The 23,322-nt window shown below is 71.0% G+C and carries 19 protein-coding genes; 15 read left to right on the top strand and 4 right to left on the bottom strand.

The window, feature by feature from the left end; all coding sequences use genetic code 11:
- Positions 1-25 precede the first annotated feature (25 nt).
- On the top strand, positions 26-2,815 hold the full coding sequence (locus U5K29_03940; GenBank protein ID MDZ7677686.1) for an HAD-IC family P-type ATPase: 2,790 nt from the start codon (positions 26-28) through the stop codon (positions 2,813-2,815).
- Here U5K29_03940 and U5K29_03935 read toward each other — a convergent pair.
- Positions 2,763-3,701, bottom strand: coding sequence for a GNAT family N-acetyltransferase (locus tag U5K29_03935; protein ID MDZ7677685.1), 939 nt, complete (start codon positions 3,699-3,701; stop codon positions 2,763-2,765). The two genes, U5K29_03940 and U5K29_03935, sit on opposite strands and share 53 nt — an antisense overlap.
- Before the next feature lie 74 nt (positions 3,702-3,775).
- On the bottom strand, positions 3,776-4,612 hold the full coding sequence (locus U5K29_03930) for a hypothetical protein (GenBank protein MDZ7677684.1): 837 nt from the start codon (positions 4,610-4,612) through the stop codon (positions 3,776-3,778).
- A 163-nt stretch (positions 4,613-4,775) separates the two neighbouring features.
- Between U5K29_03930 and acsA the strand changes: the two genes are divergently transcribed.
- The 6 genes from acsA (at position 4,776) to U5K29_03900 (ending at position 11,266) form a co-directional block, all read left to right on the top strand.
- On the top strand, positions 4,776-6,557 hold the full coding sequence (acsA, locus tag U5K29_03925) for an acetate--CoA ligase (GenBank protein MDZ7677683.1): 1,782 nt from the start codon (positions 4,776-4,778) through the stop codon (positions 6,555-6,557).
- Entirely contained in the window at positions 6,554-7,537 is a 984-nt protein-coding gene (gene pdhA / locus U5K29_03920) for a pyruvate dehydrogenase (acetyl-transferring) E1 component subunit alpha (GenBank protein ID MDZ7677682.1), read from the top strand. The genes acsA and pdhA overlap by 4 nt, the downstream gene beginning before the upstream one ends.
- Positions 7,534-8,520, top strand: coding sequence for an alpha-ketoacid dehydrogenase subunit beta (locus tag U5K29_03915; protein MDZ7677681.1), 987 nt, complete (start codon positions 7,534-7,536; stop codon positions 8,518-8,520). The genes pdhA and U5K29_03915 overlap by 4 nt, the downstream gene beginning before the upstream one ends.
- A complete protein-coding gene (locus U5K29_03910; GenBank protein ID MDZ7677680.1) occupies positions 8,513-9,991 on the top strand; it encodes a dihydrolipoamide acetyltransferase family protein in 1,479 nt (492 codons plus the stop codon). The genes U5K29_03915 and U5K29_03910 overlap by 8 nt, the downstream gene beginning before the upstream one ends.
- Positions 9,988-10,230, top strand: a complete 243-nt coding sequence (locus tag U5K29_03905) for an acyl carrier protein (protein MDZ7677679.1) — start codon at positions 9,988-9,990, stop codon at positions 10,228-10,230. The genes U5K29_03910 and U5K29_03905 overlap by 4 nt, the downstream gene beginning before the upstream one ends.
- A 136-nt stretch (positions 10,231-10,366) precedes the next feature.
- On the top strand, positions 10,367-11,266 hold the full coding sequence (locus U5K29_03900; protein ID MDZ7677678.1) for a 1,4-dihydroxy-2-naphthoyl-CoA synthase: 900 nt from the start codon (positions 10,367-10,369) through the stop codon (positions 11,264-11,266).
- Here U5K29_03900 and U5K29_03895 read toward each other — a convergent pair.
- Positions 11,243-12,175: a ribonuclease Z gene (locus U5K29_03895; protein MDZ7677677.1), complete on the bottom strand. Its 933-nt coding sequence runs from the start codon at positions 12,173-12,175 to the stop codon at positions 11,243-11,245. The genes U5K29_03900 and U5K29_03895 overlap by 24 nt on opposite strands.
- Before the next feature lie 65 nt (positions 12,176-12,240).
- Here U5K29_03895 and U5K29_03890 point away from each other — a divergent pair, with 65 nt between their 5' ends.
- From U5K29_03890 to U5K29_03880, 3 genes are all read left to right on the top strand, one after another.
- Complete coding sequence (locus tag U5K29_03890) at positions 12,241-12,846, top strand: AAA family ATPase (protein MDZ7677676.1); 606 nt, start codon at positions 12,241-12,243, stop codon at positions 12,844-12,846.
- A complete protein-coding gene (locus U5K29_03885; GenBank protein MDZ7677675.1) occupies positions 12,843-14,258 on the top strand; it encodes an MBL fold metallo-hydrolase in 1,416 nt (471 codons plus the stop codon). Before U5K29_03890 ends, U5K29_03885 begins: the two co-directional genes overlap by 4 nt.
- A 90-nt stretch (positions 14,259-14,348) precedes the next feature.
- Positions 14,349-14,657 (top strand): hypothetical protein, encoded by a 309-nt coding sequence (locus U5K29_03880; protein ID MDZ7677674.1) that lies wholly within the window; start codon positions 14,349-14,351, stop codon positions 14,655-14,657.
- 19 nt (positions 14,658-14,676) lie between these two features.
- Here U5K29_03880 and U5K29_03875 read toward each other — a convergent pair whose 3' ends face one another.
- The gene (locus U5K29_03875; protein ID MDZ7677673.1) at positions 14,677-15,780 is read right to left on the bottom strand and encodes an MFS transporter; all 1,104 of its coding nucleotides are present in this window, start codon (positions 15,778-15,780) and stop codon (positions 14,677-14,679) included.
- Between the two features lie 180 nt (positions 15,781-15,960).
- Here U5K29_03875 and U5K29_03870 point away from each other — a divergent pair, with 180 nt between their 5' ends.
- The 5 genes from U5K29_03870 to U5K29_03850 all read left to right on the top strand — a co-directional run bounded on the left by U5K29_03870 (position 15,961) and on the right by U5K29_03850 (position 23,302).
- A complete protein-coding gene (locus U5K29_03870) occupies positions 15,961-17,313 on the top strand; it encodes a diguanylate cyclase (GenBank protein ID MDZ7677672.1) in 1,353 nt (450 codons plus the stop codon).
- Between the two features lie 47 nt (positions 17,314-17,360).
- Positions 17,361-18,119, top strand: coding sequence for an alpha/beta hydrolase (locus tag U5K29_03865; protein ID MDZ7677671.1), 759 nt, complete (start codon positions 17,361-17,363; stop codon positions 18,117-18,119).
- Positions 18,116-19,654, top strand: coding sequence for a UDP-N-acetylmuramoyl-tripeptide--D-alanyl-D-alanine ligase (murF, locus tag U5K29_03860; protein MDZ7677670.1), 1,539 nt, complete (start codon positions 18,116-18,118; stop codon positions 19,652-19,654). The genes U5K29_03865 and murF overlap by 4 nt, the downstream gene beginning before the upstream one ends.
- Before the next feature lie 38 nt (positions 19,655-19,692).
- Positions 19,693-20,793, top strand: a complete 1,101-nt coding sequence (locus U5K29_03855; protein MDZ7677669.1) for a hypothetical protein — start codon at positions 19,693-19,695, stop codon at positions 20,791-20,793.
- 67 nt (positions 20,794-20,860) lie between these two features.
- Positions 20,861-23,302 (top strand): glycoside hydrolase family 3 C-terminal domain-containing protein, encoded by a 2,442-nt coding sequence (locus U5K29_03850; protein MDZ7677668.1) that lies wholly within the window; start codon positions 20,861-20,863, stop codon positions 23,300-23,302.
- Positions 23,303-23,322: the final 20 nt, after the last annotated feature.

Raw genomic sequence — 23,322 nt, 5'->3', positions numbered from 1 at the left:
CGGTGGCACGATCGAGGAGGACGCGTTGACCACAGGTTCGACGATCGGAGACTCGGGTAGGCCACCCGAGAACGAAACCGAACCCTCTCCGCCGTGGCACGCACTCGATGTCGCCACCGTGGAGCGCGAGCTCACCACCGGCATCCATGGTCTCGACTCCGATGAGGTCGAACGTCGTCGCGCCCGCTTCGGTCCCAACGCCCTCGAGGAGGAGCCCCCCACGCCGCTGATCGTGGTCCTCCTCCGCCAGTTCACCAGCCCGCTCATCTACCTGCTGCTGGTCGCGACGGTGGTCACCCTCGCCCTGAGCGAGTACGTCGACGCGGCGGTGATCGCCACCGTCCTGGTCCTCAACGCCGTGATCGGCCTGACCCAGGAGCGCCACGCCGAGGGCGCGGTCCGGGCCCTCATGTCGCTGATCGTTCCCAAGGCGCGGGTGGTACGCGGTCACCACGAGCAGGAGATCGACAGCCGTCAGCTCGTCCCCGGCGACATGGTGCTCCTCGAACCCGGGAGCCGCGTCCCCGCCGACCTGCGCCTCACCCACACCAGCGGCCTGCAGATCGACGAGTCCCTCCTCACCGGTGAGTCGACGCCGGTCTCCAAGCGCCTCGACCCCGCCCCAGAGGACGCCCCGCTCAGCGACCGCACCTCGATGGCCTTCACCGGCTCGGTCGTCACCGCCGGCCGCGGCCGCGGCGCGGTCGTCGCCATCGGTCAGTCAACCGAGCTCGGCGCCATCGCCGGGATGATCCGCGACGAGGGGAACGAGCCCACCCCGCTGCAACGGCGCATGGCCGAGTTCGCGAAGGTCGTGGGGATCGCGGTCGGCATCGGCTCGGTCGTCGCCTTCGCCTCGGGCGTGGCCCTCGGCGCACCCACCGGCGAGATGTTCCTCACCGCGGTGGCTCTGGCCGTGGCCGCGATCCCCGAGGGCCTGCCGGTCGTGTTCACCATCACCCTCGCCCTCGGGGTCCGCCGGATGGCTCGTCGCAACGCCATCATCCGTCGCCTTCCCGCGGTCGAGACCCTCGGCAGCACCACGGTGATCGGCTCGGACAAGACCGGGACCCTGACCCAGAACCGCATGCAGGTCCAGGCGCTGTGGGCCGGCGGGCAGACCTACCGCGTCGTCGGGGACGAGGACCGATTCATCGTGACCGCCGGTGACCGCCCCGTCGACCTCGACCAGCACCCCACCCTCCGCACCACGTTGCTCGCCGGTGTCCTCGCCAACGAGGCGTCGGTCTACCTCTCCGACGACACCATCATCACCACCGGCGACCCGACCGAGGTGGGCTTGCTGCTGATCGCCTGGGCCAGCGGCATCGAAACCGAGGACGAGCGCGAGCAGTTTCCCTCCTTCGCCGAGATCCCCTTCGAACCCGAGCTCCGCTACTCGGCCAGTGTCCGCCGCCACGGCGAGGACCACGTGCTGTTCGTGAAGGGGGCGCCCGAGCAGGTGACCAGGATGTGCACCCACATCGACACCGGCGACGGTCACGAACCGCTCGATCCCGAGGCCGTGCACCTGGCAGCCGGCGCCATGGCCCAGCAGGGCCTGCGCGTGCTGGCGATGGCATCCAAGCGCCTGGCATCCAGGCTCGACGATGGCGAGGACCTCGGCGACCCCGAAGGGCTGGTCTTCCTCGGTCTCCAGGGGATGCACGATCCGCCGCGACCCGGCGTGCGCGAAGCGATCGCCCGCTGTCAGGAGGCGGGCATGCGGGTGATCATGATCACCGGCGACCACGCGGCCACCGCGCTCGCGATCGCCACCGACCTGGGCATCACCGACAACGAGGCGGTGATCGCCGGCACCGAGCTCGACGAGCTCAGCGACGAGGACCTCCGCGCCATCCTGCCGACCACCTCGGTCTTCGCCCGCATCGCGCCCGAGGGCAAGCTGCGGATCGTGCGGGCCTTGCAGGACCTCGACGAGGTGGTCGCGGTCACCGGCGACGGGGTGAACGACGCACCGGCACTGAAGGCCGCCGCCATCGGCATCGCCATGGGTCGCTCCGGAACCGACGTGGCGCGCGAGGCGTCGGACATGGTGCTCACCGACGACGACTTCGTCAGCATCACCGCGGCGGTCGAAGAGGGCAGGATCACCTTCGACAACCTCCGCAACGCCACCTTCTTCCTCATCTCCACCGGCGCGGCGACGATCCTCGCCATCGTGGCCGGAGTGTGGCTGCAGTGGCCGCTGCTGATGCTGCCCGCCCAGCTGCTGTGGCTGAACCTGGTCACCAACGGCCTCCAGGACGTGGCTCTGGCGTTCGAACCCGGCGAGCGCGACGTGCTCGCCCGATCCCCCCGCCCACAGCGCGAGGGGATCCTGTCGAAGGTGCTCTGGGAACGGGTCGCCGTCGTCGGGGTGCTGATGGCGGTCGGGGCCCTGATCATGTTCCGGTGGACCCTCGACCGCACCGATTCACTGCCCCAGGCCCAGACCGTGGCGCTGACCACCATGGTGGTGTTCATGGCGTTCCATGCCGGGAACTCGCGCTCGGCGCACCGATCGCTGCTGTCGATCAGCCCCATCTCGAACCCGTTCCTGTTCATCGCCACGATCGCCGCGCTCGGGGTGCACATCGCCGCGCTCTACCTGCCCCCCACCCAGTTCGTCCTCCGGGTCGAGCCCTTCGACCTCGACATCTGGTGGCGCATCGTCGCCACCGCGGCGACGGTGCTCGTCGCCGTGGAGGGACACAAGCGGCTCCGCCGATCGCGGACGACGCCGGAAGCGGGCAGGCCGGCTACGGAACGGGATGCTCCTCGGGACCCTGCCGGAGCGGCGGACCACCGGTGAGGCGATCGAGCGCAGCGACCAGGGGAGCGACGTCGCGGGTGAGCGGCACGACCGCGTCGGCATCGGAGGCACCCACCTCCAGGTCGTGAGCCCGCACCGACGACACGCAGACGGGCACCTCGGGGTTCTGAACCCGGTGCTGGTGCAGGATCTCACGGCCGGACTCGTCCATGACCAGCGACACCACGATGGCGTCGGCCCCATCGGCCAGCTCGCAGCGTCCGCCTTCGAGCAGGGGGCAGTGCCCGCCAGGCCCGTGGTGAGGGCCGGGACACGACAGCACCTGATAGCCGGCATCGGTGAGCTCCTGCTCGGCGTGCCAGCGCGCCCCGGGGACCTCGACGAGGATCCGGGGCCGTTCGTGATGGCCCGGCCAGGGAGGGACCCGGCCGCCGGTGCCGATCACCATCCGCACCGTGTTCCAGTCGGCGTGCTCCATGGTGGCGAACCCGCGCGCGTCGAGCAGGGCCAGCATGTCGCGGTTCTCGAGCAACACATCGGCCTCGAGGCTCGGCACTCCGTGCTCGGCCGCCGCTTCGACCAGCGCGTCGAGCACCCAGTGACCGAGCCAACCACGCCAGGCGGGATCCACGGTGATCGCCAGCTCACCGCTCCCGTCGGGTTGGACCACGTAGCCGGCATCGGCGATGACGGTGTCGGTGCCGTCCTCGTTCACCACCGCCACCATCCCGTAGCCGTTCTCGGTCGTGCGCCGGATCCACCGGTCGAGGAACTCGCGCGGGGGACGAGAGCCGGAGAAGAACCGCCGGCGCCGATCGGCGGGAGAGAGCCGCTCGTAGAGCTCGGCCAGACCGTCGTGATCGGCCTCGGTCACCCGCCGGGCGGTCAAGGTCCGACCACCCGGGAGCTCGACGACGCGTTCCACCACACCAGCGTGGCCGACCCACCCACCCCTCGCCAAGGGTCACTCGACCCTTCCCCGCAGGCCGGTGTGGGTTGTCAGGCCCCGCCGATCCCGAAGGTGCCACTGTCGACGATCGCCTTGCTGAAGGGCCTGACCAACGAACGCAGCCGATCACAGCCCTGCTCACCGAGATGCCGCCACGGCGCCATGGCCAGCTCGTCGGTGCGGTCCTCCAGCGCCTGACGGTGCTGTCGACCCGCGTCGGTGAGCTCGCCGTCGGGGGTCACCAGGCCACGCTCGGCCAGCACCGCGACCGCCGACGACCATGCGTCGGCACTCCAGCCCCGCGTGGCAGCCAGGGCAGACGCACCCACATCGCCCGACGCGGCGTGCATCACCAGTGCCTGACACCCGTCCAAACCCTCGGCGACCAGGCAGGCCACGTGACCGTCACCGCGGAACTCTCGCAACAGGGTGATCGCGTGCCAGAGCACCAGGTGGGGCGCGTCCGGCCAGTCGAGGGCTGCGTGCCCCCCGTACAACGGGCGACCATGGCTGTGGCACCCCTCGGACGCGTGGCGAGCCAGCTCGGCTGCCTCGGCCATCTCCGGCGAGTCGACCGACGCACCGAGCACGCCGCGCAGGGCCCGATCGACCGCCTGCACCCGTGCCTCGATCCAACGCGGCGGATCGCCGCGCTCCCATGCCAGCGGGATGGCGGCGTGCACCACCCGGGGATCGAAGTTGAAGAAGGTGGCCACCACGACCTCGGCCGGGACCGGACCCATCGCCGCGGCCCGCGAGGCGAAGTAGCTGCCCTGGCCTTCGAGACCGAACCCGGCGTAGGCCGAGGTCGTCTCGGGAGTGAAGTAGATGATGCCGTGGTAGGGCTCGAGCGTGCGCCACATCTTGCGGGCGACAACAGGTTCCATCGCCGCACCCTACGACGCGGACACACGATGCCGGACTGGGCGGGGCTACGACGACGGTCGGCCCCCTCCGGCGAAGGGCAGATCGACCCCGACACCGGGACCTTCGCCCCTGTCCCGGGCATCGATCCAGGCGTTCAACTGGGAGCACAGGAGGCATCGTCCGATGACCAGCCACCAGCCTCACGCGGAACCGACCGCGCACCCCGCACCCAACCTCGTCGACTACACGGCCGAACGAGCACGCTTCGACTGGGCGCAAGCGAGGGGCGACCTCGATGGCCTGCCTGGGGGAGCGGGCCTGAACATCGCCCACGAGGCCGTCGACCGACACCTGACCCACGACCGGGGCGACCGCGTCGCCATCCGCTGGCTGGGCAAGGGCGGCTCGCGTCGCGACCTCACCTACGGCGAACTGGCCGCCGCCAGCTCGCGGTGGGCCAACGCCCTCGACTCGCTGGGCGTCGAGGCCGGAGCCACCGTCTTCACACTGCTCGGGCGGGTACCGGACCTCTACGTGGCGGTGATCGGCGCGCTCAAGCACCGCAACGTGGTGAGCCCCCTGTTCTCGGTGTTCGGCCCCGAACCGATCCGCCAGCGCCTCGAGCTCGGCCACGGTCGGGTGCTGGTCACCACCCCGACGCTGTACCGCCGACGGATCCAGCCCATGCGCGACGAGCTTCCCGATCTCGAGCACGTCGTGGTGGTCGGCGACGACGACCCACCCGCGGGCACCATCGGGTTCGATGACCTGCTCGCCGCGGCCGAGGACCGGTTCACCATCCCCCCGACCGATCCCGAGGACCGATCGCTGCTCCACTTCACCAGCGGCACGACCGGCACCCCCAAGGGAGCCGTCCACGTGCACGGTGCGGTCGTCGCCCACCTCGTCACCAGCGCGTATGCCCTCGACCTCAAACCCGACGACGTGTACTGGTGCACCGCCGACCCGGGCTGGGTCACCGGGACCAGCTACGGCATCATCGCCCCGTTGCTCCACGGTGTCACCAGCATCGTCGACGAGAGCGACTTCGAGGCCGGACGCTGGTACGACATCCTCGACCGCGAGCGGGTCAACGTCTGGTACACCGCTCCCACCGCGGTCCGCATGCTGATGCGCGCCGGAACCGAGGAGCCGGCCCGGCGCGATCTCTCCGCGCTGCGCCTGGTGGCCAGCGTCGGCGAGCCGCTCAACCCCGAAGCGGTGACGTGGAGCGAGGCCAACCTCGGCCTGCCGATCCACGACAACTGGTGGCAGACCGAGACCGGCGGGATCATGATCGCCAACTACCGGTCGGTGCCCATCCGGCCCGGGTCGATGGGCCGACCGATACCCGGGATCCATGCCGCGCTGTTGGAGCGCGACGACCGCGGCCGGATCGTGATGCGCGAGGACGGCTCTCCCAGGCAGGTCACCGAGCCCGACCGGGAGGGTGAGCTGGCCATCCGGGCCGGCTGGCCGTCGATGTTCCGTGGCTACCTCGGCGAGGAGGACCGCTACGCCAAGTGCTTCGTCGGCGACTGGTATCGCAGCGGCGACCTCGCCCGGTGCGACGCCGACGGCTACTTCTGGTTCCTCGGCCGCGCCGACGACGTGATCAAGTCCGCGGGGCATCTCATCGGACCGTTCGAGGTCGAGAGCGCGCTCATCGAACACCCCGCGGTGTACCAGGCCGGCGTCATCGGCGTGCCCGACCCGATGGCCGGCGAGCTGGTCAAGGCCTTCGTCGCCCTCGCCCTCGGGTACGAGCCGAGCGAGGATCTCCGCCTCGATCTCATCGGCTTCGCCCGCAAGCGGCTGGGGGCCGCGGTGGCGCCGCGCGACATCGCCTTCGACCAGCACCTTCCCGTCACCAAGAGCGGCAAGATCATGCGGCGGGTGCTCAAGGCCCGCGAGCTCGGCGAGCCCGAGGGCGACCTGTCGACCATGGAGGAGACGAACCCGTGATCGTGGCCGACCCCCAGACCCGACTCGCCATGTTCGGCGACATGGTCCGTGTCCGGCGCTTCGAGGAGCGCTGCGCCGAGCTCTACACCGAGACCAAGATCCGTGGCTTCCTCCACCTCTACATCGGGGAGGAGGCCGTGGCGGTCGGTGTGCTCCACCACCTCGGCCCCGACGACGCGGTGGTGGGCACCTACCGCGAGCACGGCCACGCCCTCGTGCGTGGTGTGCCGGCCAACTCGATCATGGCCGAGATGTTCGGCCGCTACGAGGGCTGCAGCCGGGGTCGGGGTGGGTCGATGCACCTCTTCGATGCGGCCACCCGCTTCTACGGCGGCAACGCCATCGTCGGCGGCGGCCTGCCCCTCGCCGTGGGGCTGGCGCTGGCCGACAAGATGCAGGGGCGATCCAACGTGACCGCCTGCTTCTTCGGCGAGGGGGCGATGGCCGAAGGCGAGTTCCACGAGTCGATGAACCTGGCCGCCCTGTGGGACCTGCCGGTGCTGTTCGTGTGCGAGAACAACCTCTACGCCATGGGCACGGCGCTCGAACGCTCGGAGTCGGTCACCGACATGGCTCTCAAGGCCGCCGGCTACGCCATGCCATCGTGGGCGGTCGACGGGATGGATCTCGACGCGGTGTGGGACGCCGCCGGCCACGCCGTCCAGGCCATCCGAGCCGGGGGCGGGCCCCAGTTCCTCGAGATGCGCACCTACCGGTTCCGGGCCCACTCGATGTTCGACCCGGAGCGCTACCGCGACAAGGCCGAGGTGACCGGGTGGAAGGAACGGGACCCGATCGAGACCATGCGCGAGCGCCTCGCCGCCGGGGGCGTCCTCGACGACGAGGCCATGACGTCGATCGAGTCGGCCGCCACCGCCGAGGTCGACGAGGCCGTGGCCTTCGCCGATGCCGGCACCCTCGAACCGGTGGAGCAGCTGACCCGATGGGTGACCAGCGAGCCCGAGGAGGCACAGCCGTGACCGACGACGGGCAGGTGACCTACCGCGAGGCCATGCGGGCCGCACTGGGCGATGCCCTGCGCGAGGACGACCGGGTCTTTCTCATGGGCGAGGACGTCGGCATGTACGGCGGCACCTTCGCGGTCACGCTCGGACTGATCGAGGAGTTCGGACCGGAGCGGGTGCGCGACGCACCGTTGTCGGAGTCGGGGTTCGTCGGTGCCGGCATCGGTGCGGCGCTCGGCGGCATGCGCCCGGTGGTCGAGGTCATGACCGTCAACTTCGCGCTCTTGGCACTCGACCAGATCGTCAACACCGCGGCCTCGCTGCTGCACATGTCCGGCGGCCAGTTCAACGTGCCGATCGTGATCCGCATGACCACCGGCGCCGGCCGCCAGCTCGCGGCCCAGCACTCCCACAGCTTCGAGGGCTGGTTCGCCCACATCCCCGGCATCCGCGTCCTCGCCCCCGCCACCGTCGAGGACGCCCGCTGGATGCTCGGTCCCGCGCTCGACGACCCCGACCCGGTCATCATCGTCGAGCACGGCACCCTCTACGGGGCCAAGGGCGACCCGGGAACGGGGCCGGTCGACATCGATCGCGCCGCCATCCGCCGGCCGGGATCGGACCTCACCCTGATCACCTACGGGGGCACCCTCCCCACCACCATGGCCGCGGCCGATCGCCTGGCCGAAGAGGGGATCGACGCCGAGGTGGTCGATCTGCGGACCCTGCGCCCTCTCGATGACGCCACCTTCTGCGAGTCGGTGGCCCGCACCCACCGTGCAGTGGTGATCGATGAAGGGTGGCGCTCCGGCTCGCTGGCGGCGGAGATCTCCGCCCGCATCACCGAGCAGATCTTCTACGAGCTCGACGCTCCTGTGGGGCGGGTGTGCAGCGCCGAGGTGCCGATGCCATACGCCGCGCACCTCGAAGCTGCGGCCACCCCGACCGTGGAGGGGATCGTCGCGGCGAGCAAGCAGGTGGTGGGCCGAGATGGCTGAGTTCAAGATGCCGTCGCTCGGCGCGGACATGGACAGCGGCACCCTGCTCGAGTGGAAGGTGGCCGTCGGCGACACCGTCTCCAAAGGCGACATCGTCGCGGTGGTCGACACCGAGAAGTCCGACATCGAGGTGGAGACGTTCCACGGCGGGGTCGTCTCCGAGCTGCTGGTGGAGGAGGGCACCGAGGTCGAGGTCGGCACCCCGCTGGCGATCATCGACGACGGGGCGGCGACTGGGACACCGGCGACCGAGTCACCCACCACCGCCGAAGCACGCGAACCGGAACCGCAGCCAGAGCCGCAGCCAGAGCCGCAGCCGGAGGGGCCCGAGCCGGAACCCGGTCCGGAACCCGAGCCGGCCGGCCGGCCACCGACGGTGCACAGCCCGATCGTCCGCCACCTCGCCGAGGAGCGTGGCATCGACCTGGCCACCGTCACCGGCACCGGACCGGGAGGAGCGGTCACCCGCCGGGACCTCGATGCGGTGGCCCCGGCGACGACCCCGGCGACGACCCCGACGACAACCCCGACGACGACCCCGGCAGCCACCACGCCCACGGCGCCCACCGACCGGGTCCGGTCCTCCCCACTCGCCCGACGGCGGGCCGAGGAGCTGGGGGTCGACCTGACCACGATCACCGGGACGGGCCCGGGCGGGGCGATCACCGTCACCGACGTCGACGCCGCGGCGGGCGAGCTGCCAACGACCGAGGCACCTCCGGTGCCGTCGCACGCCACCGGGCAAGAGCAAGCGCCCCCCACCGGCGCACCCCGGGAGCGTGGTGATCGCAGCACGACGGTGCGGGCGGCCACGGGACGGCTCATGGCTCGCTCGAAGCGGGAGATCCCGCACTACTACCTGTCCCACACCATCGATCTGCACGACACCGTCGACTGGCTCGAGCGGACCAACCGCGACCGGGCCATCACCGAGCGGATCCTGCCCGCCGCGGTGCTGTTGCGGGCCGTGGTCGTCGCCCTGTCCGATCAGCCTCGCCTCAACGGGTGGTGGATCGACGACGAGTTGCAGGTCCGCGAATCGGTCGACCTCGGCGTGGGGGTCACCCTGCGCGGCGGAGGCCTCATCGCCCCGGTCGTGCCCGCCGCCGAGACGCTCGGCCTCGACGAGACGATGGACTCGCTCCGTGGCATCGTCGCCCGGGCCCGGTCGGGCCGCATCACCGGGACCGATCTCGGCGAGGCGACGATCACCGTCACCAACCTCGGCGACCAGGGTGTCGAATCGGTCTATGGGGTGATCGCCCCACCGCAGGTGGCAGTGGTCGGGTTCGGCGCGATCCGCGACCGGCCGTGGGCGGTCGGTGGCATGCTCACCGTGCGCCCGGTCGTGACCGCCACCTTGTCGGCCGATCATCGGGCGACCGACGGCCACGAGGGGGCCAGGTTCCTCGCCACCCTCGACCGTCTCCTGCACGAGCCGGAGACCCTCATCCACAGGGAGAAGCCGTGAACCACGACGAAGCCAGGACCGTCATCGCCACGGGTCTTCGGGGCATCGCCCCCGAGGCCGACCTGTCCGAGGTCGACGGATCCCAGCCGCTGCAGGACGAGCTCGACCTCGACTCGATGGACTTTCTCAACCTCATGGTGGCGATCCACGAGCAGACCGGCGTCGAGGTCCCCGAACGGGACTATCCCAAGGTCGCCCATCTCGACGGTCTGATCGACTACCTCGCCGACGCATCCTGAACCCTGCCCGCCACGAAACCGCGCGGATTCGTCGCGCTGAGCGCGACGGATCCGCGACATTTCCCCCGGGGGACGGCGGCGACTCCGCGGACGGCAGCGCTCGGCCCGACCCAGGCCGCCGTGGGATCATCTGGCCATGGTCTCTGAGCTCTTCGACGCCGATTCCTGGGACGAGGTCCCCGGGTTCGACTTCACCGACATCACCTACCACCGGGCGAAGGCCCATGGCACCGTACGCATCGCGTTCGACCGACCCGAGGTCCGCAACGCGTTTCGTCCCCACACCGTCGACGAGCTCTACCGGGCCTTCGACCATGCCCGACAGTGGAGCGACGTGGGCTGCGTCCTCTTCACCGGAAACGGGCCGTCGGCCAAGGACGGCGGCTGGGCGTTCTGCTCCGGCGGCGACCAGCGGGTCCGGGGCAAGTCCGGCTACCAGTACACCGACGACGCTCCCGGCGAACCGCCACCTGCGGCCCGGGCCGGTCGACTCCACATCCTCGAGGTGCAGCGCCTGATCCGCTTCATGCCCAAGGTCGTGATCTGCGTGGTGCCCGGCTGGGCGGCCGGCGGCGGTCACAGCCTGCACGTGGTCGCCGACCTCACCCTCGCCAGCGCCGAGCACGCCCGGTTCAAGCAGACCGATGCCGACGTGGCCAGCTTCGACGGTGGGTTCGGCTCGGCCTATCTGGCCCGCCAGGTCGGTCAGAAGTTCGCCCGCGAGATCTTCTTCCTCGGCGACGAGTACTCCGCCGACGACGCCCACCGCATGGGCATGGTGAACGCGGTGGTCCCCCACGCCGCGCTCGAGGCCACCGCCCTCGACTGGGCCCGCAAGGTCAACGCCAAGAGCCCCACTGCCCAACGCATGCTGAAGTACTCGTTCAACCTCATCGACGACGGGTTGGTGGGCCAGCAGCTCTTCGCCGGTGAAGCGACCCGCTTGGCCTACATGACCGACGAAGCGGAGGAGGGCCGCGACGCGTTCCTCACCAAGCGCGACCCCGACTGGTCAGGTTTCCCCTGGCACTACTGAACCTGCCCGTGGTGGCACCGCGATGACGTCGAGGTCGCGGGCGGCGACCACGTCGGGGTGCACCTCGGACGCCTCGGCGAGGAAGACCGACTCGTCGGGATGGCGCTGGGAGTAGTGGGCGAGCACCAGCCGGCGGGCGCCGGCCTCGCGGGCGATGGTGGCCGCTTGGCGGGCGGTGAGGTGGAAGTAGGCATCGGCCAGGTGGTCCTCGTCGGCGACGAAGGTCGACTCGAACACGACCAGGTCGGCCCCGGTGGCGAGCTCGACCGCGGCGTCGCACACCCGGGTGTCGAGCACGAACGCCACCACTTGACCCGGCCGTGGCACGCTCACCTCCTCGACGGTGATGGTCCTGCCACCAACGCTGATCCGGCCCTCGTGCTCGAGCTCGGCGACCATCGGGCCGTGGATCCCGGCCTCGTCCAGGCGATCGGGAAGGAACGTGCGGCCCGGCGCCTCCTCGATTCGGTAGCCGTAGGTCTCGATCGAGTGGTCCAACCGCCGGGCGGACAGGGTCCAGCGGTCGGTGGCGGCGATCTGGCCGTCGCCCGCGATCGGGCGCTCGATGATGTGGCCCCGGTCGTCGTAGACCGCCGCGTGGCGCATGCGCTCGACGAAGGGCTCGCCCGAGATGGGGTAGTGCAGCTCGATCGGGTGCTTCACCCGGTCCATCGAGACCCGTCCGAGGAACCCCGGCAGTCCGAGGCAGTGATCGCCGTGGAGGTGGGTGATGCAGACGTGGTCGATCTGGTTGGTGGTGACCCCGGCCCGCAGCATCTGGCGCTGGGTTCCCTCGCCGGGGTCGACCAGGAACGTGTCGGCATCCCACCGCAGCACGAACCCGACGTGGTTGCGGTCGCGGGTGGGGGTCTGGGCCGAGGTGCCGAGCACGACGAGCTGACGGGTCACCCTTCGAGGCTACGCTCGATGGTGGTCTCCCGATGCACCCGACCGAGGAACGACGCTCCGGCTCCATGACCCGAACCACAGCCCCGCTCCGCATCGTCCTCACCGGAGGCCCCGGCGGTGGCAAGACCACCGCGGCCGATCTGTTCAGTCGCGAGATCGGCGAGGAGATCGTCCTCGTCCCCGAGTCGGCCACCATCCTCTTCGCCGGGGGCTTCCCCCGCGTCTCCGAGTCCGACGCCCAGCGGTCGGTGCAGCGAGCCATCTTCGAGGTGCAACGCAGCCTCGAGGACGTGCAGTCCAAGCTCTTCCCCGACCGGGTGCTGCTCTGCGACCGGGGCACCGTCGACGGCGCCGCCTATTGGCCCGACGGCACCGACGACTTCTTCGAGGCGATGGACAGCACCCACGAGGCCGAGCTCGCCCGCTACGACGTGGTGCTGTTCTTCGAGACCGCAGCCACCGGCGGCTTGGCCTTCACCACCGGCAACCGCTACCGCACCGAGTCCGACGCCGAAGCGGTTCAGCTCGACCAGCGCCTGCGTGCCTTGTGGTCGCCCCATCCCCACTTCCACCTCGTGCCGCACAACCCCTCGTTCCTACGCAAGATCACCGTCGGGCTCTCGATCCTGGAGAGCGTCGTGGCCAACCATCGAGCAACGGCCAATCCATGACCACCATCCCTGACCGCCCGGAGGTCCCCGTCCTGACCTTCCTCGGGGCAGCCGAGACCGTCACCGGCAGCCGGTTCCTCGTCGACACCCCCGAGGCCAGGGTGCTGGTCGATTGCGGGATGTTCCAGGGTCTCAAGCGGCTCCGGCTCCGGAACTGGGAGCCCTTCCCGGTCGATCCCGGCACCATCGATGCGGTGGTCATCACCCACGCCCACGTCGACCACGTGGGGTTCCTGCCCGCCCTGGTGCGCGAGGGATTCACCGGACCGGTCCATGCGACGGCGGGCACCAGGGCCCTGGCCGGGATCGTGCTCCCCGACTCCGGCCGGCTACAGGAGGAGGAAGCGGCCTACGCCAACCGCAAGGGCTTCTCCAAGCACCGTCCCGCCCTGCCGCTGTTCACCGAGGCCGACGCCCAGGAGTCGCTCCGGTCGTTCCGGGACACCCCCTATGACGAGGAGACCGAGATCGCCCCCGGGGTCCACCTCACCCTGCAACCGGCCGGCCACATCCTGGGGTCGGCCACCGTCACCCTCCGCCTCGCCGCCGACGGTGGACGCCGGGTCGTGTTCACCGGTGATCTCGGCCGCCGCCATCATCCGCTGCTGCGGCCACCGGCGCCTCCAGGTCCGGCCGACGTGGTGGTGATGGAGTCGACCTACGGCAACCGCTCCCACGACGACGTGGGCGCCCTGGAGACCTTCGCCAACGCCATCGCCCGCACGGTCGGCCGGGGTGGCACCGTGCTCATCCCGGCGTTCGCGGTCGACCGCACCGAGGTGATCCTGCACTCGCTGCACCACCTCATGGCCAGCGGCGTCCTGCCCGACCTCACGGTCTATGTCGACTCCCCGATGGCGCTCGCCGCCCTCGGCGTCTACCGGAGCGCGATCGACGACGGCACGAGCGACGTCCGGCCCGAGGTCGCGGGACGCAGCGAACTGCTCGACGCGGGACGACTCGTCGAGGTCCACTCCCCCGACGAATCCAAGGCGCTGGCCGAGGTGACCGCACCGTCGATCATCGTGTCGGCATCGGGGATGGCCACCGGCGGGCGGGTCATCCACCATCTTCACCGGCTGCTGCCCGACAACCGCAACACGGTGATCCTCGCCGGCTTCCAGGCCCCCGGAACCCGTGGCCGGCTCCTGGCCGACGGCGCCAGCAAGGTGAAGATGCTTGGCCACCACGTGCCGGTCCGGGCAGAGGTGGTCGAGATCAACGCGTTCTCGGTCCATGCCGATCAGCACGAGCTGCGCGAGTGGTTGGCTGCGGTCGACGCGCCACCCGACACCGTCTACCTGGTCCACGGCGAACCAGCAGCCAGCGACGCCCTGCGCGCCGACATCGAGGCCGATCTGGGGTTCACCACGGTGGTGCCGTCCGACGGCGAGCGGGTGCGGCTGGACTGAACCGACCGCGCCGACCGGCGACCGCACCCGAGGTTGCGAGGCGCCAACAGCTCGTTAGCGTGGAAGGTCCGCAACGAAGGGACGGGTCCCATGCTTCAGTGCACCCAGGCCGCCGCCGCCACGCTCGATCAGGTCCGCGAGGAACAGGGCCTTCCCGAGAACTACGGCTTGCGAGTGTTCCCGGCCGAGTCCGAGCAGGGACAGGTCACCCTTGGCCTCGGCTTCGCCGAGGCCCCCGGCGAGGGCGATCAGGTCGCCGAGACCCACGGAACCAAGCTGTTCGTGGCTCCCGAGATCGCCGAGGAGCTGTCCGAGATGGCCCTCGACATCCAGCCCGATCCCACCCAGGACGGCAACGCCGAACCTCAGCTGGTGCTCCGGCGCGCCGAAGAGGCCTGAGCCGCCCCGGTCCGGGTGATCAGCGGCTGGCCCGAACCACGCCGGTCGCGGCCAGCGCAGCCAGCAGGCCCCACCCCGCCGACATCCACCATGCGACGGTGAACGACACGGCGTCGGCGACCACTCCGAAGAGGAACGGTCCGACCATCGCCCCGGTGAACATGCCGCGCTGCACCTGGCCGCTCGGTCGGCCCGACGCGGACGGGAACTGGCGCACCAACGCGAGGAACAACAGTCCCGGCCAGGCCCACCCCGCCCCGAAGGCGAGCGCCGCGCCGGCCACGAACCCCACCAGGGTCCCCGTCGACAACAACAGGTAGCCGACGGTCCCACCGAGGAGCAACAGCACCGTCGTCCGCGCCGGGTCGATCCGACGAGTGTCAGCAAGCGCCCCCCACCCGATGCGCACCACGATCAACAGCACGCCGCCACCGGTGAGCACCATCCGTCCCGTCGACGCCGTCAGCTGCGCGTCCTCGGCAGCGCGGACGAGAAACGACCCGATCGACGCGACCGCCGCCGCCCCCGCGAAGCCGGTCAGGGTCGCGGCCCGCACCACCGCGGCGTCGACGCCCGCTGCTGCGGTCTCGACGATCGCCGGCAGCGCGTCGGGGTTCTGCTGCGGTCGGTGGCGGCCACGGACATCGGGGACCAACAGCGCCCCCACGATCGCCACCAGCACCCCTGCCCCGTAGGCCCACCGCCAGCCGAGGGTGGCCACCAGCACCAGGCTGGCGACCCCGGCCAGGGTGGTGGACACGGCGATGGCCGACTGCTTGATCCCGAGGGCGACTCCCCGCCGCTCGGCGCGCACCCCTTCGGCGATGAGCACGTTCGCCCCCGGCTGGGCGATGGCGTTGCCGGGGGTCGCCAGCACCAAGCCCACCAGCAACAGGGCGTAGCTCGGAGCGCCGGCGAGCACGATCAGCCCGCCGGCCGAGAACGCGGTCCCGATGCGGAGCGCGACTCGGGGTCCCACACGGTCGGTGAACGAGCCACCTGAAGCGGTGAGCACCGCCGACACGGCGAAGGCGAGCGACACCGCGACGCCGAGTCCGGCATCGCCGAACCCGAGCGCGTCCTGAAGGTCCGGTGCCAGCGCCCCGGTGAGATGGATGGGCACGATCCCGGCCACCACTGTGACCAGAGCACCCGCGGTCGCCCGTCGACCTCCACGAAGCCGAGGCAGGCTCATCATCGGTTCTCGGTTCGAGCTGTGTTCACCGGCGATTCCTCATCTCGACGCCGGCGGGGGCGACACATCCACGAGTACATTCAACCGGCAACCATCTATGGTGTCACCGTGGGCGACCTCCCCTATCCCGAGTCCACCTACCGGACCATCGTCGAGACGGCGATCAGCCCCTACCTGACACTCACCCGTGACGGGGCCATCACCTGGGCCTCCGCGTCGATCACAGAGCTGCTCGGCCACGACCCCGACTCGCTCGTCGGCTCGCACGCGCTCGACCTCATCCACCCCGACTCGCACGGCGCCACGCTCGAGGCGTTGGAGCGAATCGGTGAGCTCACCCCCGACCGCGAGGCCGGATGGACCTCGTCGGGACTGGTCGTCGACCTCCTGGCCAGCGACGGTCAGCGCGTCTCCTGCGACGTGAGCGTCGCGACGCCGGCCCGAACCCAGCTCGAGAGCTTCGTCATCCAGCTCCGGCGCGCGGTCGGCGCGTCGGCCCTGCAGCAGACCATGACTGCCATGGCCGCCGGCGAGTCCTGCGAGACCGTCCTGTCGGTCGTGGCCGAGATGTTCGCCCAGGGGCTGGCCCACACCAACATTGAGATCCTCTACGAGTGGGATGGTGACCGGTTCCAGCGCCAGGTCGGGTCCCCCGACACCGTGATCGATCTCGACCAGGCAACCGGCGATGAGCCGTGGATTCGGGCGGCCCGCACCGGACGGAGCGAGCTGATCGAACCGATCGACACCCTCCACCCTCCCACGAAGGGTGTCGCCCAACAGCACCGACTGCTCGGCGGCGTCGCCCAACCGGTGCAGATCGACCTCATGGACCAGCCCGCCGCGGTGGTCGTCGCGTGGTGGGGATCGCTGGCCCGTAGCCCGATCTTCGAGTACCGGGTCCACCAAGCGGTCGACCTGGTCGGGCTGATCCTGCAGTGGCACCAGGGCCGTCGGGCGCTCGAGTGGGAAGCCAGCCACGACGCGCTCACGACCCTCACGAACCGCAGGGCGTTCGTCGAAGAGGTCGAGCACCGCATGACCGACGGGATCGCCGGTTCGGTGTTCTACCTCGACCTCGACGAGTTCAAAGCCGTCAACGACGAGCACGGTCACCTGATCGGCGACAAGATGCTGGCTGCGGCCGCTGAGCGGGTCCAAGCGTGCACCCGGCCGGGAGACATGGTGGCCAGGCTGGGCGGCGACGAGTTCGCCGTGTTCTGTCCCCACCTCGTCGATCCCGACGCGGCCTACGAGCTGGCCAATCGCTTCGTCGCCGCGCTGAGCCGTCCCTTCGCCGTGGAGGGCGTGACCGCGACCATCGGGGCGAGCGTGGGAATCGGGCTCGCCGGTGACGGCACCACCCTCGACCAGCTGCTGGCCACCGCCGATTCGAGGCTGCTGGAGGCCAAGTCCACGGGCAAGAACCAGGTCCGTGGACCGGTAGGATCGGCGGGCTGAAGCCCGCTGCGTTCGCCCTGCCCGCACACCCCTGGACCACTCCCCGGATGACCCTTCGCACCCACCTCGGCGGCTCGCTCTTCGCCGAGCATCTCACCGGCCGGCCGCCGACGGTGCTGGCCATGCACGGGTGGGGCCGGAACCGGAGCGACCTGCTCGGCGCGTTGGAGGGTCGCGAGGTGATCTCGCTGGACCTGCCCGGGTTCGGCGCGTCGCCCGTGCCGCCCGATCCGTGGGGAGCGACACGGTACGCCGACCTGGTCGCCGAGATGCTCCGCGAGCAGGACACCGGGCCGGTCCTGGTGCTCGGCCACAGCTTCGGGGGTCGGGTGGCGGTCCACCTGGCCGCCGACCACCCCGACCTGGTGAGCGGCGCGGTGCTCGTGGGTACGCCCCTGTGGCGGTCCACGTCACCGTCCAAAGGACCTCTCGCCTACCGGGTCGTGCGGCGGCTCCGCCGGATGCGGCTCGTTCCCGAACCGGTGCTCGACTCGATGCGCCGACGCCACGGCTCGGCCGACTACCGCACGGCGAGCGGCGTGATGCGCGACGTGCTCGTCACGGTGGTCAACGAGGACTACCGCGAGCAGCTGGCGGCGATCACTTGTCCGATCGGGTTCTGCTGGGGAGCAGACGACACCGCGGCCCCGGCGGCGCTGGCCACCGAGGCGGCCGGCATCGTCGCCAACTGCGTCACTCTCGACGTCGTGGACGGCGCCGGCCACGACGTGCATCGCAGCCATCCGCACCGGCTGACCGCGGTCATCGACGAGGTGGCCGCCGCGACCGGGGACGGCTCCTCATGACCTGGCTCGAGGCGCTCACCGCCGGCGCCGCGGTGGCATCGATCACCGTCGGCCTGCTGCGCTGGCTGCGAGTGTCCCAGCGCGAGCACTACATCGCCGGGTCCTGCTGGCAGACCGCGTGGCGCTGGGCTCGTCGCCGACCACCGAATCTGGTCCTCGGGTTCGTCGTCGACGCCGCGCTGGTCGCGATGATCGTCCTCACCGTGGCCGAGCAGCGAACCCCGATGCTCGTCGCCGCGCTGATCGCGGCGGTCGCCAGCGCCGCCTTCCCCTGGCCCATGCCGGTGCGGGGCACACCGCCGCTGCGGTTCACGCGCCGCGCCACCACCCTCGCCGCCACCGCCGTCGGGATCTCCGCCCTCGTCATCGTGCTCGTCGGCGTCGCGTCGACCTGGTTCACCGGACTCGCACTCGCCGCCGGGCTGACCTTCCTGGCCGTCGATGCTGCGGCCCGCATCGCGACACCGCTGGAGCGACGAGCCCTCGAGCAGCACCGCAGACGGGCCGAGTCGCGGCTGCGACAGATCGACCCATTCGTGATCGCCGTCACCGGCAGCTGGGGCAAGACCTCGACCAAGAACCACATCCGGGACCTGATCGCCGGCAGCGCCGAGGTGGTGGCGTCACCGGCGTCCTGGAACAACACCGCCGGGCTGTCCCGCACCGTCAACGAGCACCTCACCCCCACCACCGAGGTGATGATCGCCGAGATGGGCACCTACGGCCCGGGCGAGATCCGTGACATGTGCTCGTGGGTGAAGCCCCGCGTCGGGGTCATCTGCGCCATCGGTCCGATGCACCTCGAGCGGATGCGCACGATCGGAACCGTGGTCGCGGCCAAGTCCGAGATCCTCGACGGCGTCGACACCGCCGTCTTGTGGACCGACGACCCGAACCTGGCCGAGCTTGCCGATGGTCTGGACCCCACACGGGTGGTACGGGTCGGTACCCGCGGCACCGGGGACCTCGACGTGGAGGTCGAGCGCGAGGGCGACAGGATCGGTGTCTGGGCCGAGGGCGAGTCGCTCGGCTCGGTCCCGGCCGAGGGTGGCCCTCACCCCGGCAACCTGGGCTGCGCGGTCGCCGCCGCCCTCGCCTACGGCACCCCGCCGAGCGATGTGGCCCAGCGACTGGGTTCGCTGGTGAACCCCAGCCACCGGGCCACGGTCGGCACCAGCGACACCGGGGTGGTCGTCATCGACGACACCTTCAACTCCAACCCGGCGGGCGCCGCGTCCGCCATCGACCGGCTCGCCACCGCCGCGCCCGGCACACGGGTCGTGGCGACCCCCGGCATGGTCGAGCTCGGTCCGGTCCAGGACGAGGAGAACGAGCGCCTGGGCCAAGCGGTGGTCGAATCGGGCGCAACCCTGGTCGTGGTCGGCTGGACCAACCGCCGGGCCCTGCTCCGCGGTGGTGGCGCCGGCACCGTGCTGGTGGCCGACCGCGACGAGGCCCGGCTGTGGGTCCGGGAACACCTGGGCGCCGGCGACGGGGTGCTGTGGGAGAACGACCTCCCCGACCACTACCCCTGAATCGGGGGCACTTCCCGGGCGCCGGTAGCATCGACTTCATGACCACGATCGGAGTCGTGTTCGGTGGGCCGTCCCCCGAACACGACATCAGCATCCTCACCGGACTGCAGGCCGCCCGCGCCCTCCACGACGACGGCGCAGAGGTCGTCTGCCTCTACTGGACCAAGGCCGGCCAGTGGAAGCAGGTGCGGGCAACCACCGAGGCCGCAGCGTTCCTCGAACCGTCGATCGACGGCAGCGTCGATCTCGAGCTGCGGGTCCCGGGGGGCTTCGTCGAGCCCAAACGGCTCCGCGACACGCCCATCGGCGTCGACGTGGTGCTCAACTGCTGCCACGGTGGACCGGGCGAGGATGGAACGCTGGCCGGCATGCTCATGTTGGCCGGGCTGAAGGTCACCGGCCCCCGGCCTCAGACCGCCGCCCTCGCCATGGACAAGGTGGCCTCGGCCGCCGCGGCCCGAGCCGCTGGGATCCCCACCATCGACACCGCAGCGGTGACCGACGACGCCACCACCGAGCTGCCTCCCACGCCGTGGGTGGCCAAGCCCCGGTTCGGAGGCAGCTCGATCGGTGTGGAGGCAGGGGTCGAGGACCTCGACACGGTCCGGGCGCTCGGGCGCACCGGCGCCGGACGGGCGGGGATGGTGGTGCAACCGTTCCTGAAGGGGTGGATCGACCTCAACATCTCGGTGCGCACCCATCCCACCCTCGAGCTCTCCGAGATCGAGAGGCCCCTGCGGGCCGACGACACGGTCTATGACTACACGGGGAAGTACCTCACCGGCGGGCAGGGCATGGACGCCGCTCCCCGCGAGCTGCCCGCCGACATCCCCGACACCATCGCCGAGACGATCCGGTCCCACGCGCGGGCCCTGGTGCCGGTGCTCGACCTGTCCGGGGCGCCCCGCATCGACTTCCTCTGGGACGGCGGCGATCAGGTCGTGCTGTGCGAGGTCAACTCGATCCCCGGAGCGTGGGGCAACCACCTGTGGCAGGCCAGTGGCGTACCCCGACTGCGCCTGTACCGAGACCTCGTCGCCGAGGCCGAGGCAGCCAAGCCGGGGCTTTCCCAGTGGGCCGCCACCAGCGACGGCGCGGCGCTGCGGATGTCGGGGTCGATCGCCGCCAAGCTCACCTGATCGTCGTGGCCCTCCTCGACGCGCGCGCCTCTCGTTCGCCACCAACTCGCGAAGTAGCTTCGCCCGCATGAGCAACGGGACCGAGTGGCTCGAACGCCTGACCCTGGCCGAGAAGTGCGCGCTGGTGGCGGGAGCGAGCAACTGGCGGACCCCGGCGATCGAGCGGGTGGGCGTTCCCGCGGTGAAGATGACCGACGGCCCCAACGGCGCCCGAGGCGAAGGCAGCGTGGGTGAGTCGACGCCCGGAGTGCTGGTCCCGGTCGGCATCGCCCAGGGGGCCACCTGGGACCCGGGGCTGATCGGCGAGGTCGGCGACCTGCTCGGTCGAGAGACCCGGCGGCGTACCTCACACGTGCTGCTGGCCCCGGCGGTGAACCTGCACCGGTCACCGGTCGGTGGACGAACCTTCGAGTACTACTCGGAGGATCCCACCCTGACCGCCCGGCTCGCAGTCGGATACGTGCGCGGGGTGCAGTCCCACGGAGTGGCGGCCACGGTGAAGCACTTCGTGGCCAACGACACCGAGGTCGAGCGCCACACGGTCAACGTCGAGGTCGACCGGCGTGTCCTGCGGGAGCTGTACCTGGTGCCCTTCGAGGCGTGCGTCCGGGAGGCCGGTGCGTGGGCGGTCATGTCGGCCTACAACCAGCTCGGCGGTGAGTTCTGCGCGGCCAACGCCGGGCTGCTGCGCGGCATCCTCCGCGACGAGTGGGGATTCGATGGCGTGGTGATGTCGGACTGGTACGGCGCCCACGACACGGTGGGGTCGGCCACGGGTGGGCTCTCGATCGAGATGCCCGGTCCACCACGGATCTACGGCGACCAGCTGGTCGGCGCGGTGGAGCGGGGCGAGGTCGACGAGACCACCGTCGACGGGCTGGTGGCCGACGTGCTGGGCCTCATCGAGCGCACCCATGCCGACGAACGATGCGCCGACGACCCCGAGGAGTCGGTCGACGATGCCGACGAGCGGGCGCTGTGTCGCCGGGTGGCGGTGGCGGGCACGGTGCTGGCCCGAAACGTCGACGGGGCGCTGCCGCTCGAGGCCGGGACCGGCCTGTCGGTCGCGGTCATCGGTCCCAACGCGGCCGACACCCGCATCCAGGGCGGGGGCAGCTCGGCGCTGCGGCCGCTTCCCCACCAGTCGATCCTCGAGGCGCTGCGCGGCCGCTTCCCCGACCTGGCGCACGAGCGCGGCGTGACCATCGACAAGGGAACCCCGCTGGCACCGCTCGACCGCTTCATCGGCTCCGCCGGCGAGCCGGGGCTCGACCTGACGATCCACGAGGGCACCGGGCGCGACGGTGCGGTGCAGTACACGAGGCGTACCAACGGTCTCATCCGCTGGTTCGGGTCGATGCCCGACGGGGTCGTCACCCCGTGTCTGCTCTCGGTTCGGGGCGCCTATGTCCCTGAGGTGTCGGGCCCGCACGAGTTCGGCCTGATCGCCAGCGGCAATCCGGGTTGTCGGATCGGCGGGGTCGAGCTGGCCCGAGCGGGCGAGCGGCTGCCCGAAGGCGAGGCGTTCTACGGGATGGGCTCCTCCGAACAGATGAGGACCGTCGAGGCCACCGCCGGCACACCGATCCCGGTCGAACTCGAGCTCGAGATGGGTGGACCGTTCGCCGCGGTTCGCCTCGGAGTGCGACCTCCGGTGGACGAGACCATGTTCGACCGGGCGGTGCAGACCGCGGAGTCGGCCGACGCGGCGGTCGTGGTGGTGGGCACCAGCGAGGAGTGGGAGACCGAGGGTCACGATCGCACCACCATCGACCTGCCCGGCCGCCAGGACGAACTGGTCGGCGCGGTGGCGTCGGTGTGTGACCGCACGGTGGTGGTGGTGAACGCCGGGGCGCCGGTGGCGATGCCGTGGGTCGACGAGGTCGAGGCGGTGGTGCTCCCGTTCTACGGCGGCATGGAGATGGCCGGGGCCGTGGCCGACATCCTCGTCGGCCAGGCCGACCCGGGCGGGCGACTGCCGGTCACGTTCCCCCACCGGTTGGAGGATTCCCCGGCGTGGGAGCACTACGCGCCGGTCGACGGGGTGCAGCGCTACGGCGAGGGGCTGCACATGGGCTACCGGGGTCACGACCGCAGCAGCAGCATCGAACCGCTGTTCCCCTTCGGCCACGGGCTGTCCTACGGAGAGGCGCAGTGGGACGAGCCGTCAGTGTCGGCGGCGGCGATCGAGCCGGGTGGATCGGTGTCGGTGTCGGTGCCGGTCACCGCCGGTGCGGCGCGGGACGCCACGGTGGTGGTGCAAGGGTACGTGGCGCCGGTGGACCCACCCGTTGAACGTGAGGTGAAGGCGCTGCGCACCTGGGCCAAGTCGGTGGTGCCGGCAGGCACCACGACGACGGTGGAGCTGGTGTTCGGGCCAGAGGCGTTCCGCCGGTGGGACGACGTCGCCGGCGACTGGACGATCGACCCGGGCCACTACGACCTGGTCATCGCCGCGTCTGCCACCGACGTCCGTTCCACGGTGCGGTTGGAGCTCACCACACACTGATGCCGTGGGCGGGGGGCGAA

The organism is Acidimicrobiales bacterium, from assembly GCA_034521975.1.
In the GTDB taxonomy this organism is placed as follows: Bacteria; Actinomycetota; Acidimicrobiia; order Acidimicrobiales; family SKKL01; genus SKKL01.
This window is presented reverse-complemented; position numbering and strand designations above follow the sequence as displayed.

Coding starts and splice junctions, on each gene's coding strand:
- U5K29_03930 (MDZ7677684.1), bottom strand. CDS start 4,612: ATGGAACCTGTTGTCGCCCGCAAGATGTGGCGCACGCTCGAGCCCTAC.
- acsA (MDZ7677683.1), top strand. CDS start 4,776: ATGACCAGCCACCAGCCTCACGCGGAACCGACCGCGCACCCCGCACCC.
- U5K29_03910 (MDZ7677680.1), top strand. CDS start 8,513: ATGGCTGAGTTCAAGATGCCGTCGCTCGGCGCGGACATGGACAGCGGC.
- U5K29_03900 (MDZ7677678.1), top strand. CDS start 10,367: ATGGTCTCTGAGCTCTTCGACGCCGATTCCTGGGACGAGGTCCCCGGG.
- U5K29_03890 (MDZ7677676.1), top strand. CDS start 12,241: ATGACCCGAACCACAGCCCCGCTCCGCATCGTCCTCACCGGAGGCCCC.
- U5K29_03885 (MDZ7677675.1), top strand. CDS start 12,843: ATGACCACCATCCCTGACCGCCCGGAGGTCCCCGTCCTGACCTTCCTC.
- U5K29_03880 (MDZ7677674.1), top strand. CDS start 14,349: ATGCTTCAGTGCACCCAGGCCGCCGCCGCCACGCTCGATCAGGTCCGC.
- U5K29_03865 (MDZ7677671.1), top strand. CDS start 17,361: ATGACCCTTCGCACCCACCTCGGCGGCTCGCTCTTCGCCGAGCATCTC.
- murF (MDZ7677670.1), top strand. CDS start 18,116: ATGACCTGGCTCGAGGCGCTCACCGCCGGCGCCGCGGTGGCATCGATC.
- U5K29_03855 (MDZ7677669.1), top strand. CDS start 19,693: ATGACCACGATCGGAGTCGTGTTCGGTGGGCCGTCCCCCGAACACGAC.
- U5K29_03850 (MDZ7677668.1), top strand. CDS start 20,861: ATGAGCAACGGGACCGAGTGGCTCGAACGCCTGACCCTGGCCGAGAAG.